Origin of the sequence: Arthrobacter globiformis, assembly GCF_030817195.1 — a bacterium.
GTDB classification, from domain to species: Bacteria; Actinomycetota; Actinomycetes; order Actinomycetales; family Micrococcaceae; genus Arthrobacter; species Arthrobacter globiformis_D.
In genome coordinates, this window is sequence record NZ_JAUSYZ010000001.1 from 3,737,542 (window position 1) to 3,752,659 (window position 15,118).

13 protein-coding genes and 1 pseudogene are annotated in these 15,118 nt (G+C 68.0%); 3 read left to right on the plus strand and 11 right to left on the minus strand.

Going from position 1 to position 15,118, the window contains the following annotated elements; genetic code table 11:
• Nucleotides 1–119: 119 nt before the first annotated feature.
• Both QF036_RS17010 and clpS read right to left on the minus strand, forming a co-directional pair.
• Nucleotides 120–686: a DUF2017 domain-containing protein gene (locus QF036_RS17010; protein ID WP_003805879.1), complete on the minus strand. Its 567-nt coding sequence runs from the start codon at nt 684–686 to the stop codon at nt 120–122.
• Complete coding sequence (gene clpS, locus QF036_RS17015; protein ID WP_307103739.1) at nt 679–1,059, minus strand: ATP-dependent Clp protease adapter ClpS; 381 nt, start codon at nt 1,057–1,059, stop codon at nt 679–681. Before clpS ends, QF036_RS17010 begins: the two co-directional genes overlap by 8 nt.
• Before the next feature lie 272 nt (nt 1,060–1,331).
• Here clpS and QF036_RS17020 point away from each other — a divergent pair, with 272 nt between their 5' ends.
• Entirely contained in the window at nt 1,332–2,660 is a 1,329-nt protein-coding gene (locus QF036_RS17020; protein WP_307103741.1) for a nicotinate phosphoribosyltransferase, read from the plus strand.
• A 9-nt stretch (nt 2,661–2,669) separates the two neighbouring features.
• Nucleotides 2,670–3,305 carry an isochorismatase family protein gene (locus tag QF036_RS17025; protein ID WP_307103743.1) on the plus strand — a complete coding sequence of 212 codons (636 nt, stop codon included), beginning with the start codon at nt 2,670–2,672 and terminating at the stop codon, nt 3,303–3,305.
• A 12-nt stretch (nt 3,306–3,317) separates the two neighbouring features.
• On the opposite strand, the pseudogene QF036_RS17030 reads toward QF036_RS17025, so the two are convergent.
• The 8 genes and pseudogenes from QF036_RS17030 to QF036_RS17065 form a co-directional block, all read right to left on the minus strand.
• A pseudogene (locus tag QF036_RS17030) lies at nt 3,318–5,097 on the minus strand (DEAD/DEAH box helicase).
• On the minus strand, nt 5,097–5,438 hold the full coding sequence (locus tag QF036_RS17035) for a DUF3039 domain-containing protein (RefSeq protein ID WP_307103745.1): 342 nt from the start codon (nt 5,436–5,438) through the stop codon (nt 5,097–5,099). The pseudogene QF036_RS17030 and the gene QF036_RS17035 overlap by 1 nt, the downstream one beginning before the upstream one ends.
• 51 nt (nt 5,439–5,489) lie before the next feature.
• Nucleotides 5,490–6,272 (minus strand): glucosamine-6-phosphate deaminase, encoded by a 783-nt coding sequence (gene nagB, locus QF036_RS17040; protein ID WP_307103748.1) that lies wholly within the window; start codon nt 6,270–6,272, stop codon nt 5,490–5,492.
• Between the two features lie 81 nt (nt 6,273–6,353).
• Complete coding sequence (locus tag QF036_RS17045) at nt 6,354–7,925, minus strand: transporter (RefSeq protein WP_307103750.1); 1,572 nt, start codon at nt 7,923–7,925, stop codon at nt 6,354–6,356.
• Complete coding sequence (locus QF036_RS17050; RefSeq protein ID WP_307103752.1) at nt 7,907–8,671, minus strand: ABC transporter ATP-binding protein; 765 nt, start codon at nt 8,669–8,671, stop codon at nt 7,907–7,909. Before QF036_RS17050 ends, QF036_RS17045 begins: the two co-directional genes overlap by 19 nt.
• Before the next feature lie 73 nt (nt 8,672–8,744).
• A complete protein-coding gene (locus QF036_RS17055; RefSeq protein WP_307105965.1) occupies nt 8,745–9,842 on the minus strand; it encodes an NADH:flavin oxidoreductase/NADH oxidase in 1,098 nt (365 codons plus the stop codon).
• Between the two features lie 5 nt (nt 9,843–9,847).
• Nucleotides 9,848–10,831 (minus strand): tetratricopeptide repeat protein, encoded by a 984-nt coding sequence (locus QF036_RS17060; protein ID WP_307103754.1) that lies wholly within the window; start codon nt 10,829–10,831, stop codon nt 9,848–9,850.
• Nucleotides 10,832–10,912: 81 nt separating this feature from the next.
• Nucleotides 10,913–12,691, minus strand: coding sequence for a hypothetical protein (locus QF036_RS17065; RefSeq protein ID WP_307103756.1), 1,779 nt, complete (start codon nt 12,689–12,691; stop codon nt 10,913–10,915).
• Between the two features lie 192 nt (nt 12,692–12,883).
• On the opposite strand from QF036_RS17065, the gene QF036_RS17070 reads away from it, so the two are divergent.
• The gene (locus QF036_RS17070) at nt 12,884–14,242 is read left to right on the plus strand and encodes an AI-2E family transporter (RefSeq protein ID WP_307103758.1); all 1,359 of its coding nucleotides are present in this window, start codon (nt 12,884–12,886) and stop codon (nt 14,240–14,242) included.
• A gap of 36 nt (nt 14,243–14,278) precedes the next feature.
• Here QF036_RS17070 and QF036_RS17075 read toward each other — a convergent pair whose 3' ends face one another.
• Nucleotides 14,279–15,079, minus strand: a complete 801-nt coding sequence (locus QF036_RS17075; protein WP_043419569.1) for an alpha/beta hydrolase — start codon at nt 15,077–15,079, stop codon at nt 14,279–14,281.
• Nucleotides 15,080–15,118: the final 39 nt, after the last annotated feature.

A 15,118-nucleotide genomic window follows, 5' to 3' on the forward strand; every position in this document is an offset into this window, starting at 1 on the left:
TTCCCGTGAGGTGCGGCCATCACTTGTGGCGAGCGACTCATGTCGAATTTGTCACATCCGGCGGCCGAAAACCCCGCCGCCGGAAGCCCATGCAGCCGGAGCGCGGCGGGGGGAACCGCTTAGGGCCGCGCGTCCAGTGATTGCAGCATCGCCTGCACAAGCGACTCTTGCAGCCACGTGGTGAAGTTGTAGACGAGGGCGAGGTAGCTTTCCACGTCCTCGGCCTGGGACCAGTCCTGCATCTGGTGGACGTGGTCGGCATCCGCCTCGTCCCGGATGTCGAGCCGCTCGGCGAGCACCAGCCGCACGTCGTTGAGCGCGGTGGACCAGTGCCGCGCATCCGACGGGGTCAGGAGGAGCTCGTCCTTGTCCAGGCCCAGCGCGGCGGCGCGCAGCGCGCCGATCTTGCTCTCCCGCAGCGAGCGTTCGGTGAGCTGGCGGAACTCAAGCGCAGCCGCGGCGTCGTCCTTCACTGCGTTGGGCAGCAGCCGGCGAAGGGCCCGGTCCGACGGTTCCCGGACTTCCATGTCCAGTCCGATCATCGCGGCGAGCGGATCCTCGGAGCCGCGGTCGGCCGGCTCCAGCATGGAAATGACGTCGGCGAACAGGCTGCGCAGCAGCTCCCTTTCGGCCGGTTCCAGGAAACCGGTGATGCCCTTGAGTCCGTATTTGAAAGCCTTAGCCACGTTTTCCCTTGCCCTTGCCCGGGCCGCCGCTTTTGCCGCCCCCGCTGTCTCCGCCGGTGGCCTTCTCCACGGTGGCCCACAGGCCAAACCCGTGCATCGCGACCGCGTGCTGCTCCACCTGTTCCTTGCTGCCGTGGGCAACGATGGACCGGCCCTTCCTGTGCACCTCGAGCATCAGCTTGTTGGCCTTGGTCTCCGAGTAGCCGAAGTAGCTCTGGAAGACGTAGCTGACGTAGCTCATGAGATTGACGGGGTCATTCCAGATGACAAGGTTCCAAGGGACGTCCGGGGCGGTCAGGGCGTCGGTGGACACCGCCGTTCCGGTCTGGATGCTCTCCTGGGTGTCAGGGCCGAGCGCAACGCTTAAGGTCATCTGTCCATTCTATGGCGATGCTGGGCCCACGCCGGCGAGGGCCCCGCGGCGAAGCGAAGCGAGACGTGGGAGCCGGTGGGGAGGGCCCCGCGGCGAAGCGAAGCGAGACGTGGGAGCCGGTGGGGAGGGCCCCGCGGCGAAGCGAAGCGAGACGTGGGAGCCGGTGGGGAGGGCCCCGCGGCGAAGCGAAGCGAGACGTGGGAGCCGGTGGGGAGGGCCCCGCGGCGAAGCGAAGCGAGACGTGGGAGCCGGTGGGGACTAGAGTGATTTTTGTGAGTAACTCCGCCAGCTGGGAGCAGCCCCGCACGTCCCTGTTTACCGACCATTACGAGCTGACCATGCTGCAGGGGGCCCTCCATTCCGGCGCCGCGCACCGCAAGGCCGTGTTCGAGGCTTTCGCGCGCAGGCTCCCGGACGGGCGCCGCTACGGGATTGTGGGCGGTACGGGCAGGCTGCTGGAAGGCATCATGGCGTTCCGGTTCGGCGAGGCGGAGCTCGAATTCCTGGCGCGCACCGGCGTGGTTAACAAGGAGACTCTCGACTACCTGGCCGACTTCCGCTTCACCGGCGACATCTGGGGTTATGCCGAGGGCGAGGCGTACTTCCCCAACTCCCCCATCCTGATCGTCGAATCAACGTTCGCCGAGGCGTGCATCCTGGAGACGTACGTCCTGTCCGTCCTCAACCACGACAGCGCCATCGCATCGGCGGCCTCACGCATGGTGATGGCCGCCGGCCAGCGGCCCTGCATCGAGATGGGGTCCCGGCGGACGCAGGAGGAATCAGCCACTGCTGCCGCCCGTGCCGCCGTCATCGCCGGGTTCGACAGCACCTCAAACCTTGAGGCCGGGCTGCGGTACGGACTCAAGACCGTGGGTACCGCCGCCCACTCCTTCACGCTCCTCCATGACACCGAGCGGGACGCCTTTGAGGCGCAGGTCGCCTCCCTGGGGGCCGGCACCTCGCTGTTGGTGGACACGTACGACGTCGAGGCCGCCGTCCGTACGGCCGTTGACATCGCCGGGGACAAGCTGGGCGCTGTGCGGCTGGACTCCGGCGACCTGGTGGAGCAGGCGCAGTGGGTCCGGCAACTCCTCGATGATCTGGGCAACGAGCACACCCGCATCACGGTGACCTCGGACCTGGACGAATACGCGATTGCGGCACTGCAGTCCGCCCCCGTTGACTCGTACGGGGTGGGCACTTCCCTCGTGACCGGCTCCGGGGCACCCACCGCGAGCATGGTCTACAAGCTGGTCAGCCGGACCAACGACGCCGGGGAGTTCGTCTCCGTGGCCAAGGCCGCAAAGAACAAGACGAGCAAGGGCGGGCGCAAGTACGCCCTCCGCCGGCTCAACGACAACGGCACGGCCACCCAGGAGCTCATTGGCGTAGGCCACCGGCCGGCGGACGACGGCAATGACCGGACGCTACTGCAGCAGTTCATCAAGAACGGCGAACTCCTGCCGGGCTGGACCGGCCACGAAGGCGTCCTGCGGGCGCGGCAGCGCCACGCCGATTCGCTGGCCGAGCTGCCGACGGTGGTCCACCGCCTGCACCGCGGCGAACCGGCGATCCCCACAATCTACGAAGAGAACTGAGGACAACTGATGGCAAGGGCACTCATCATCGTTGACGTCCAGAACGATTTCTGCGAGGGCGGCGCGCTGCCGGTGGAGGGCGGGGCCGCCGTGGCCGGGGCCATCAGCGAGTACGTCGAGAACCACCACGGCCAGTTCGACCACATCGTGGCCACGCAGGACTGGCACATCGAACCGGGCGCCCATTTCTCGGAAGCCCCGGACTTCAAGGACACCTGGCCGCCGCACTGCGTTGCCGGGACCCAGGGCGCCGAGCTTCATCCGGAGCTCGACACCGAACACATCCAGGCGTACTTCCACAAGGGGCTGTACACCGCGGCCTACTCCGGGTTCGAGGCCCTGCTGGCGCCGGAGGACGCCGTCCCCACCGGCGAACGGCAGCCCGGTTCGCTGCCCGCAGCGGCGGACCCCGGGTACGCGCCGGAGGAAGACGCGATCGGCCTCGACGACTGGCTCCAGAGCCACGATGTGGAGGACGTCGTGGTGGTGGGCCTCGCCACCGACCACTGCGTCATGGCCACGTCGCTGGATGCGGTCCAGGCCGGCTACTCCGTCACCGTGATCAAGCGGCTGACGGCGGGCATTGCCGACGACCTCGACGACACCTACGCCGAAATGGAGCTGGGCGGCGTGGACCTCGAGTAGGTTCCGGCCGGGCTACTTCCTGCCGATGAACCAGTCCTGGAGCTTCTTCAGCCTGGACTGAAGCTGCTCCTCGTTCGCCTGTGCCACGGGGGGCCCGCCGCAGACGGTCCGGAGCTTCGTGTGCACCACGCCGTGCGGGGTGCCCGTCCGCGCAGACCAGGCCGCCACGTTCTTGGCAAGCTCGTTCCGCAGGTCCATCAGCATCCGGTGGTCCGGTACTGCGGGGGCGGCGGGCTCAGCTGCGGGGCCCTGGCGCTTCTTCCGGCCCTGCTGCTCGTGCTGCCGCTGGCGCAGCAGCATGCCCACCTGCTCGGCGTCCAGCAGGCCCGGGATGCCGAGGAAGTCGAGTTCGTCCTCGGAGCCGATGTCGCCTCCGGTGCCGAACTCGCCGCCGTCGAACAGCACGCGGTCGAAGGACGCCTGCGAATCCAGTGCCTCGAACTTGCCCTTGGTCAGGCTGTCCGAGGCCTTCTCCTCGCGGTTCGCCTCGTCCATCAGCGACTCTTCGAGGTCCATCAGGCCGTCACCGTCATCGTTCTGCGGCCGGTCCAGGGCATGGTCACGTTCGGCTTCCATGCTGTTGGCCAGCGCCATCAGCTGGGGAACGGACGGGAGGAAGACAGAGGCCGTCTCGCCCCGTTTCCGGGAACGCACAAAGCGCCCCACTGCCTGGGCGAAGAACAAAGGAGGTGGATGTGGAGGTGGCGTAGACGCCCACCGAAAGGCGCGGCACGTCCACGCCTTCGGACACCATGCGCACGGCCACCATCCAGCGCTTGTCGCCCGCGCTGAACTCCTCGATCTTGTTGGAGGCCTTGGCATCATCGGACAGGATCACCGTCGGTGACTCGCCCGTGATCTTCTTGAGCTGGCCGGCGTACGCCCGGGCGTCCTCGTGGTCGGTGGCGATCACCAGGCCGCCGGCGTCGGGAACGGACCGCCGGACCTCGCTGAGCCGTTTGTCCGCTCCTGCCAGGACGGCGGGAATCCATTCCCCGGCCGGGTTCAGGGCGGTCCGCCAGGCCTGTGACGTGATGTCCTTGGTGACCGCCGCCTCGCCAAGGGAGGCGGCCATCTCGTCGCCTGCGCTGGTGCGCCATCGCATTTGCCCCGAATACGCCATGAAGATGACCGGACGCACCACGTGGTCACGCAGCGCGTTGCCGTAACCGTAGGTATAGTCCGACTTCGAGCGGCGGATGCCCTCGCGGTCCTCGGTGTACTCCACAAACGGAATGGGCGAGGTGTCCGACCGGAACGGCGTACCGGTCAGGGACAGCCGCCGGGCCGCGGGGTCGAAGGCCTCGCGGAGACCGTCGCCCCAGGACAGCGCCTCGCCGCCGTGGTGGATTTCGTCGAGAATCACCAGAGTGCGGGCGGCCTCGGTCTTGGCACGGTGCAGCATGGGCTTGCTGGCCACCTGCGCGTAGGTCACGGCCACGCCGATGAACCCGCGGCCGTGCTGGCCGTCCGAATTCTTGAAGTTCGGGTCAATGGCGATGCCGACCCGCGCGGCAGCGTCAGCCCACTGCCGCTTCAGGTGGTCGGTGGGCGCGACGATGGTGACGCGGTTCACCGTGCCGGCCTCGATCAGCATGGAGGCCACCCTGAGCGCAAAGGTGGTCTTGCCGGCGCCGGGAGTGGCCACGGCCATGAAATCGCGCGGAGCCTTGCTGAAGTACAGGTCCAGGGCTTCCTGCTGCCAGGCACGGAGCTTCGGGGCGGTTCCCCAGGCTGCACGTTCCGGATAAGCCGGGGGCAGGGTGGGTCCGCCGAAGAGTGTCTCCGTCACTATTTGTTGTTGCCTGAGTCTCCGCCGGACCCGCTGCCGCCGTCGTTGCCCGGGCGGAGGCCGTCATAGACCTCTTTGCACATGGGGCAGACCGGGAACTTCTGCGGATCCCGTCCGGGCGTCCAGACCTTGCCGCACAGCGCGATGACCGGTTCGCCGGTCATGGCAGACTCCATGATCTTTTCCTTGCGCACATAGTGTGCAAAGCGCTCACGGTCGCCGGGCTCCACTTCCTGGCGCAGTTCCTCGCGCTCAATCGTTGCGGTGGACGATCCGGCGCCGGAAAGCTCACGCATGGGGTCGTTGTCGAGAGGATCCGTCATGCTACTCATGGCATCCATCTTAGCCGTTCCGCAGCTGCGGCCGCGGGAGGACCCGGGCGCAGGTTCCGGTCACAGGCCCTGCCACGCCGGTTTGTGCTCGTAGGTGTGCCGGTAGTAGTCGGCGAGCTTCAGTGACGACGCCGCGGCCTCGTCCAACACGATGGAAGCGTGCGGGTGCAGCTGCAGCACCGAGGCTGGGCAGATCGCGGCGAGGGGTCCCTCCACCAGGTCGTGGACGGCCTGCGCCTTTTGGGCTCCCGTGGCCAGCAGGATGGCGTGCCGCGACTCGAGGATGGTGCCCAGCCCCTGGGTCACCACGTGGTGTGGAACCTCGTCCAGGCTGCGGAAGAAGCGGGCGTTGTCGCGCCGTGTCTGCTCGATGAGCGACTTGATCCGGGTGCGGGATGCCAGGGACGACCCCGGCTCGTTGAAGCCGATGTGTCCGTCGGTGCCAAGGCCCAAAAGCTGCAGATCGATGCCGCCGCGCTCCCTGATCCGGTCCTCGTACGCACGGCAGGCCGCCGGGATGTCCTGGGCGCTTCCGTCCGGCCCGAGGATGTTGTCCGGGTCGATGTTGACCCTGTTCGCGAAGTCGCGGCGGATCACCTCCCGGTAGGACTCGGGGTGTCCGGGTTCCAGCCCGACGTACTCATCCAGGGTGAATCCGCAGGCACGGCTGAAGTCCAGGCCGGCCTGCTCGTGGCGCCGCGCGAGTTCGTCGTACACCGGCAGCGGCGATGATCCCGTGGCAAGTCCCAGCACGGCGTCGGGCTTGTTCCGCAGCAGGCTCTCCACTGCGTCTGCGACGAGGGAGGCAATCTGCCTGCCGCCCGGAAGTATGACGACCTCCATTTTCGGCCTTTCTCTCAGCTGTCCTGCCAGTCAACCACGGCGGGCCGCCGCCCGGCAGATGAATTCAGCGGTTGGCTGTTCTCAGCGGTTGACAGTGACCTGGGCCAGCAGCTCCGGGCCGCGGGCATCGAACCAACGCCCACCCACCCGGACCCCCACAATGAACAGTGCAGTGCCAAGGACGGGCCCCAGTGCCAGGTTGATCCAGCCAAACAGCGGATCTCCGGTGAGCACCTGCGCGAGGACCAGGCCGGCCTCCGGGAGGACCAGCACCAGAAGGACACCCATTCCGCCGAACTGGACGGCGAGTGTCTGCCCCACATTGCCCGGGGGCTTCTTGAACGGGCTGTCGCCGGGAAGCGGCACGGCGATGGTGTAACGGGCGGACACCACGGACGACAGGCCCAGCCCGGTCAGCAGCACTCCCACGGACATCCCGAGGATGGAAGGCCACCACGCCCAGTCGGCCGTGATGAAGAACGGCACGACGGCGAGGATCAGCACCGTGGGCAGCGCGAACGCCAGGCAGGCCAGCGCGCGCCCCAGCCGGTCATGGACTCCCCGCACCCCGGCCGCGACGTGTAGGGCAAAAGCGGTGTTGTCGTAGGACACATCCCCCGAAATGGACCACGCCAGGAGGAACGCCGTGAGCGGCCCGGTGATCATCAGAACGCCGTAGTCGTTGGTCTGGCTGCCTTGGAAAGCCAGCACGACCGGCAGCAGCGGAATGACCACCAGCGAACCTGAATACCGGGGATCACGGAACCAGTAGGTCAGGGCCCGCGCCGTGACGGCACCGGCCGGCGTCGCGGGCAGAAGGGAGAACAGCCCCAGCCGCCCGCCCTTCCGGCGGCTGCTTCCGCTGTAGGGCGGCGTGACCAGGGCACGTTCCAGCAGCAGCTTCCAGCACCAGGAAAACCCTGCCAGCGTGGCCGCGGCAATGAGCAGTTTGAGTCCCGCGTGGCCCGGCTGTCCGGCTTCGAGATCGCCGCCCAGCGACCACGCAGCCCCCAGCGGCGTCCAGGAAACCCTGCCGGCCAGTTCGGACAGGAAGGCCCCGGAACCGGCCATGCCCTGGAAGATGCCGGCGGTGATCGGACCCAGGAGAACCAGTGGCACCATGAAGGCTATGCCGCTGACGTCCTTGAACCGCCGTGAGGCCGCCAGGCTCGACGTAGCCGTAGTGACGACCCGGCAGAACACGACGCAGGTCAGCACGCCAAGGACGGCGCCGACCAGCGCGCCCGCAGCTGGCAGCACACCGCGGGACCAGGTGACCACGGTGGCCAGGGCGACGATCGAGGTGGCCAGCCCCGGAAGCCCGATGAGGCCGCCGAGCGCGAGGCCGGCCAGAAGCTGCGGCATGGGCACGGCCGACGTCGTGAACCGGGCAGGGTCCAGCGTCATGTCCACGGCCGAGGCAATGACCGGCACAATTCCCCAGCCCAGCAGGGCCGCCGAGCCGCCAAGCACCACAACGGTCTGGGCCAGGCCCGGGTCCTCCTGCCGGAGCAGGACCAGCAGCACCACGCACATGCCGACGATGAAGAACGCATACAGTCCGCCGAACGCCAGCCCCACCAGCTGCCAGGGGCTCCGCCGCAGTCCGTTCCGGAGCAGCGTGAGCTTCAGCCTCAGGAGGTGCGCAACCATTCGAGCCCCTCAGTCTGGCTCCTGCCGCCCACGAGCTGCACGAAGCGTTCTTCCAGGGTGGCGCCGGCACGCACCTGGTCGACCGTTCCGGCGGTCAGGATCCGGCCGCCGGCAATAACGGCCACGTGGTCGCACATCCGCTGCACGAGGTCCATCACGTGGCTGGACACGATCACGGTGCCGCCCGTGGCCACATACCTGTCCAGGATGTCCCTGATGTTGGCGGCGGAGACTGGATCCACGGATTCGAAGGGCTCATCCAGCACGAGGACCTTCGGAGCGTGGATCAGTGCGGAGGCCAGCGCGATCTTCTTGGTCATGCCGGCGGAGTAATCCACAACCAGGGTGCCCGCGTCCTGGCTGAGGTCCAAAACTGCGAGCAGCTCCCCCACCCGGGCGGCCACGACGTCCCGGTCCATGCCCCGGAGCAGGCCGGCGTAGGTGACCAGCTGCTCACCGCTGAGCCGGTCAAAGAGCCGCACCCCGTCGGGCAGGATGCCCATCAGCTTCTTGGCTTGCAGCGGCTGCGCCCAGACATCCACGCCATGGACCACCGCCGTTCCGAAGTCCGGGCGGAGAAGACCCGTGGCCATGGAGAGCGTGGTAGTCTTGCCGGCGCCGTTGGGCCCGACGATGCCGAAGAACGAACCGGCGGGAACGTCGAGGCTGATGCCGTCCACCGCAATCTTGGTGCCGAAGCGCTTGGCAAGCCCCCTGATCGAGAGGGCTATTAAGGGAGTGCTCATGCACTTACCCTAGCCGCGGCCTGTCACCGGGGGGATCCTCCGGAAGGAGTAGAAAACCCAGTAGGGCCGGCCGTCAGAAAGAACGGCGCGGCACGGCCCGTTCATACTGCGGCACCCAGCGCAGGTTGTGGCCGAGTTCAAACGCGGCCCGGAGCCACCAGTGCGGATCCCGCAGTGCCGCCCGGGCGATAAACACGCCGTCGGCCTGTCCGGTAGCCACCACATGCTCCGCCTGGTCCGGGGACGTCAGCAGCCCCACGGTGCCGGTGGCGACTCCTGTTTCGCGGCGGATCCGGGCTGCGAATTCCGTCTGGTAGCCCGGTCCCGGCTGGATCTGTTGGTGTGCCACGGCCCCGCCGCTGGACACGTCGACGAGGTCCACGCCCCGCTCGGCGGCCTGCGCGGCCAGGCTGACCGAGTCCTCGACGCTGATTCCGCCCTCTGCCCAGTCGGTTGCCGAAATGCGAAGCAGCAGCGGCATGGACTCCGGGATGACGCGGCGGACAGCGTCGATGACGGCCAGGGTCAACCGGTTCCGCCCCTCCGCATTGCCGCCCCAGGAGTCAGTGCGGTCGTTGATCAGGGGGCTTTGAAACTGGTGAAGGAGATATCCGTGGGCACCGTGCAGTTCGATGGTGTCGAAGCCGATGTCCACGGCACGGGACGCTGCGGCGGCAAAGTCGGCGATGACGCCCTGGATGTCATCCTCCGTCATGGCGGCGGGCGGCGCGTAGCCGTCGAAGGCCTGGGCGCCCGGACCCACAGTCTCCCAGCCGCCGTCGGACGCCGGAACCGATCCGCTCCGGCCGGAGAACGGCCAGTACGTGGATGCTTTGCGTCCTGCATGGGCGAGCTGCGCACCGATCTTGGTGTCGGCGACACCGTGGCGGTGCACGAAGCGGACGATCCGCTCCCAGCCCAGCGCCTGCTCGTCGTTGTACAGCCCCGCGTCCCGCGGACTGATGCGCCCCTCGGCATTCACTGCCGCAGCCTCGGTCAGGATGAGGGCTGCTCCCCCGGCGGCGAACGACCCCAGGTGCATGAGGTGCCAGTCGTTGGGCACCCCGGGGGCTCCGTCTGGTTCACAGCTGTACTGGCACATCGGCGAAACCCAGCCGCGGTGCTGCAGTTCCAGGGACCGCAGCTTCAGGGGCTGGAACAGCGCGGGCACCGCCACTAAAACAGCACCCGTGCCAGGGCCTGGCGGGCCTTGCCCACGCGTTCGTCCGTGGTCCCGACAACTTCGAACAGCTCGAGCAGGCGCACGCGGGCGGTCTCGCGTTCCGGCCCGAAGTTCCTGCCAATGAACGCGACCACACGGTTCAGGGCATCCTCCACGTGGCCGCCGGCGAGATCCAGGTCGGCCACGCCCAGCTGGGCCGTGAGGTTGTCGGGTTCATCCGCGGCGAGCTGGCGCAGGGCCTCGCCCTCGGGTCCGGAAAGGCTCTGCAGGCGTTCCATGAGCTCCACCTGCGCCAGGCCCGCCTTGGCCTCGGCGTCCGCCGGCATCTCGGCAAGCGCCTGCCGGTAGGCAGCGGCCGCAGCGGCGTAGTCGCCCTCTTCAATGGCGTCGAAGGCCTTCTGGTGAAGCGGTGGCAGAGGAGCCGGGGCGGGTTCTTCAGTTGAACCTGCGCCGCCTCCGACGTTGCCGGTCACCCCGTTGGCGGCGGCAACCGTCAGCAGTTCGTCCAGCAGGGGGCGGATCTGCTGCTCGTCCGCGCCACCCTGGAAGAGCGGAACCGGCTGGCCTTTGAGCACGGCGACGGCGGTGGGGACGGCCTGCACCTGGAAGGCCTGAGCCAGTTGCGGGAACGCTTCGACGTCCGCAGCGGCGAGGACCAGCCGGCCGCCGTAGCTCTGGATGTTCCGGTCAAGCGCATCCAGCACGCCGGCTGATTCTGGCGAATAGGCGGCCCAGAGGGCAAACACCACAGGCACCTGGGCGGACAGTTCGATAAGGCTCTGGAAGTTTGCCTCGGTGACCTCCACCCGGAGGGCGGGTCCGCCGTCGGCCGCCTGGGCCTGTGGGTCGCCGGCCGCGGGGGCATTGTTCGGCGCCGGCGGTGCCGGCCGCTGCTTGAGGGAGGAGAGGTCGACGGCGCCGCGAAGGTTAAGCTGGCTCGCGGCCGAAGGGACAGGGCGGGAAGCTGGCGAACTCATAGCTCCCACTCTAGCCACAAGAGCGGCCGCGGTAAGCACCGCGGCCGCTCCAGTGACGGCAGGTTTACGGAAAGCCGTTCCCTACTTGAAGCTGGCGCCAACCAGTCCGCGCGTGGCAGCCACGAGCTTCATCGGATCCTTCGAGTCGGCCGGCGGCACGTACACGGCCACGGACTCGGCGAACTTCAGCACCATGCCGGTGGTGGTTTCCTTGCCGCCGGCGAGGACGGCCGCATCGTTGCCGATGGACAGCTTGTCGCCTTCCGCCTTGGGGGTGCCATCGAAGTTGAAGGTCAGGCGGCCGAGGACCAGGGCCCCGCCGTCCTCCGTGCGGAACACGACAGTGTTCTCCGGCACGACCTTGTGCGTGAACGCGAACTTGCCGTCCACGCCGTCCTTCACAATGTCAGCCTGGTAGGAGAGCGTGTCCGCGATGTACGGGGAGGACTCCCCTTCCACCAGCTTGCTCTTGAAGGTGGAGTTGGACTTGGTCAGCCGGTCCGCCAGGCCGGCGAGCGCTTCCTGCCCGCTGTAGAGCAGGCCGGACTTGTCGCCCGCGGCAAGCGACTCGGTGCCGCCGCGTACGATCGCCGGGAATGTGGTGCCGGGCTGCAGCGGCGACGTGCCGACGAGCTTGTAGTTCTCGCGCGGGGACTTCTGCACGAGCGTGAGCAGCTGCGGCACAACGTTGCCTTCACCCTGCGTGACGGCCAGGACGGAGCGCGGCCATTCGCGCTTGTCCGTGACCACCGTGGTCAGCAGCTTGGTGGAACGTACGGGCATGCGTGCGTCGTAGGAGGCCACACGCGACCTGATCTTGTAGTTCTGGGTGCGGACCTCAAGTTCCGTCCCGGAAACGCGGGCGGCGAGCTTCTTGGCGTCCTTCGCGGCGTCGCCGGCGTCGGTGGCACTGGCCACCTGTTCCAGGATGCGGCGGAACTGGGCGTCCAGAACCACGGGCGTGCCGCCGGCCTCGGGGGCCGCGGACGCGCTCGTGGTGGGTGCCCCGGACGTAGAAGCCGGGGCAGACGACGTGCTGGCCTGCGCGGCAGCTGCGCCGCCGGCAAGGACAGCGGCCGTGGTGGCCGCAACCACCACGCTGAGCCGGGCAGAGGAGGACCGTTCGCCGGCCTTGGCTGCCGCCTTGGCGCGGGCGCGCCGGGCGAAAGGGCTGCCCAGCTTGTCGCTGGCCTTGCCAGCGGACCCGTTGCTTGAGGACCCGCCCTCGGAGGATCCGCCGTCGCGAGACGCCCCGCCCTTGGGCTTGAGGACCAGCAGTGCCCCGCCGGCAAGGACCAGGAGCCCGCCGAGGACCATGAGCGGCACGGCCCACGGCATGGAGGTGTCATTGGGGAACGTCATGGAAATGGACGACGGCGCGGGCTTCTTTCCATCTGCTGCGAGCAGCAGGGACCAGTCGCCGTCGGCCGGGGCGGACCAGGTGTAGTCAAGCTCGCCGCTGGCGTTCTCGGAGCTGACCCAAAGGTCAGAGCCGGCCGGCGACGGCGCGCTGGCTTCGCCGTCGGTGTGCTTTACCTGCAGCGACTTCCTGTCGTCGGAGATTCCGGTGACCGTGTTGTGGGCGGTCTTGCCCACCCAGGCGTCGACGTCATCCGGGCGTCCTGCCGCGAGCAGGAAGCTGCCCTCGCCCTTGACCTTGATGCTGACCGTTCCACCTTCGAGGGTGCGCAGCTTCTGGTCGATAACGGTCAGGGGCGCGGCTTCGCCGGCGGAAGCCGTTGCCGTCACTGTGTCGGCGGGGGCCCAGAAGGTCTTCTGCCCGATGCCGGCCAGCAGTGTCAGGAGGCCGAGCAGCACAAGTGCAACTGCAGTCTTGAAACGCAAAGGAATACCTATCATCAGCGGGGGTTTACCTCCAATAGTAACCGTTTTGTTACCAATAGGCCGGATCGGGGGGTTCAGGAGCCTGGCCGGCACCCCGGGGAAACGCCGCCCGCCCGGCTATTCACAAGGCTGCTGATAGTGTTTGCGATGATCATCACACCAGGCCCGCAGCCGCGGCGCCACGGACGGTAAAGGCATCAAAAAGCAGTGACTGAACACACGGATCCGTCCATGCGCGGCCCCGAAGATCTGCCCGACGCCGACTCCCCCCAGAGCCCGCCGGCATCACAGGCCACTGCTGCACACAAGGCGGCAGCAGCCGGCACCGCGCCGCAGCCCACACCGCCGCAGAAGCCCGCAAAGACAAAGGGCCGGCCAGCTGCCCTGGGCGCGGTCTTGCGGCGCCTTCGCCAGCCAATCCCCGGCGCCCAGCCCAGGCTCCGGTTTGAGTTCCCGCCGGAGCATCCCGACAACGTCGGGGCAGAGCAACCCGAGGACACCGCACGTTTCGGTTCCCCCGGACCCCGCATCTCGGCCCAGCACCCTCTGTACCTGGGGTTCATGGGCACCGTGGGCGTGGGCCTGGCCCTCTTGGTCTACTGGATCGGTTCCCACACCACCCAGCTCCTGCTGTGGATCGTGGCCGCCCTGTTCATCGCCCTCGGCCTGGACCCGGTGGTGCGCTGGCTGGAGGACCGGAAGATTCCCCGGCCCGCCGGCATCCTCGTGTCGGTGTCCGTGCTGATGATCGCCGTGGTCGGCTTCTTTGCCACCCTCATCCCCACGATTGTGGAGCAGGTGACCGAGCTGGTGAAGCAGGCCCCGGTGTGGGTGAGGGACTTCATCAACTCCGATTTCTTCCGGACCCTGGACAACCAGTTCGGCGTCCGCGACCGCATCAGCGAGGAACTGGACAAGTTCGTCAAGAACCCCGAGGCCATGAGCGGCATCTTCGGCGGCGTCCTCGGCTTCGGATCAACGGTGGCCAACGGCCTCTTCGGCACATTGATCGTGCTGGTGCTCAGCCTGTATTTCCTCGCCGCCCTGCCGGCGATGAAGAAGTGGGGCTACCGGCTGGCGCCGCGGTCCCGGCGGGCACGCGTCGAGGCGCTGTCCGAGGAGATCACCCGCTCTGTGGGCAACTACGTCATCGGCCAGGCTGTGGTCGCCCTCCTGAATGCCACCTTCGCCTTCATCGTGATGTCGATCATCGGCGTGCCGTTCGCCGTGCTGCTGACCTTCGTCGTGGCATTGCTGGCCTTCATTCCGCTGGTGGGCGGACTGATCGCCGGGGTGGTGGTCATCCTGATCACCCTGACGCTGGGCTGGCAGTCCGCCCTGGCCTACGCCATCTGCTACTTCGCCTACCTGCAGTTCGAGGCGTACTTCATCTCGCCGCGCATCATGCAGAAGGCCGTGGCAGTGCCTGGCGCCGTCGCCGTCATCTCGGTGATTGCCGGCGGCAGCCTGCTCGGCGTCCTCGGGGCACTCATTGCCATCCCGACGGCGGCTGCCACCCTGCTGCTCATCAAGGAGATCTACATCGTCCGCCAGGACAAGCACTAGGTACAGACAAGCACCAGGCACAGGCAGGTACTAGCCTTAGACGGCGGCGGTCGCCACCGGGCCTTCCCACTCCTGCGGGAGGCCTGCGGCTCCTGAGCCGTCGGGCGTCACGTCGTCAACGATCTCATTCAGCACCCGGGCGGCCTGCTTCTCCCCCACCCAGAGGTGCTTGGCGCCGTCGACCCCCACCACCCTGGCCTGCGGCACAAGGCCGAACCGCGCCTCGGCGGCGGCGGGCCGGAGGTAGTCATCGTGCTCGGGCACCAGGACCGTCAGCGGCTTGCCGGCGTCCGCCCACTGCCGCAGGTGCTCGTCGGTGGCACGGTGCAGCGGCGGGGACAGCAGCACGGCGCCCTCCACCTGGGAGGCCACCGGTTCCACGGCGCCGTACATGAGCGCGAGTTCGGTGCCGAAGGACCAGCCCACGAGCCAGCGGTTGGGCAGCCCCCGTTCGACGGCGAATCGCACCGCCGCCTCCACGTCGTACCGCTCGCCGATGCCTTCTTCAAACGCTCCGTCACTGGTTCCGCGCGGCGAGGACGTGCCCCGGGTGTTGAAGCGCAGTACGGCCACGCCTGCCAGCGCCGGCAGCCGGTAGGACGCCTTGCGGTACACGTGGGAATCCATGAAGCCGCCGTGCGTGGGCAGCGGGTGGAGGGTGATCAGCGTGGCAGTGACCGGACCCGATTCCGGCAGCGCCAGTTCGCCCACCAGCGTGTGGCCGTCCTCCGTACGGATTTCGATGTTCTCGCGCCGGGCGGGCAGCACCGTGGAGGCGCGGATCGCGGTGGCTGCTGATGGCTGGCTGAAAACGTACGACGCCGGGTCAAAAGTCATGCGCACCAGCTTAGCTTCCGGCCGGGTTGCCCCCGGCAC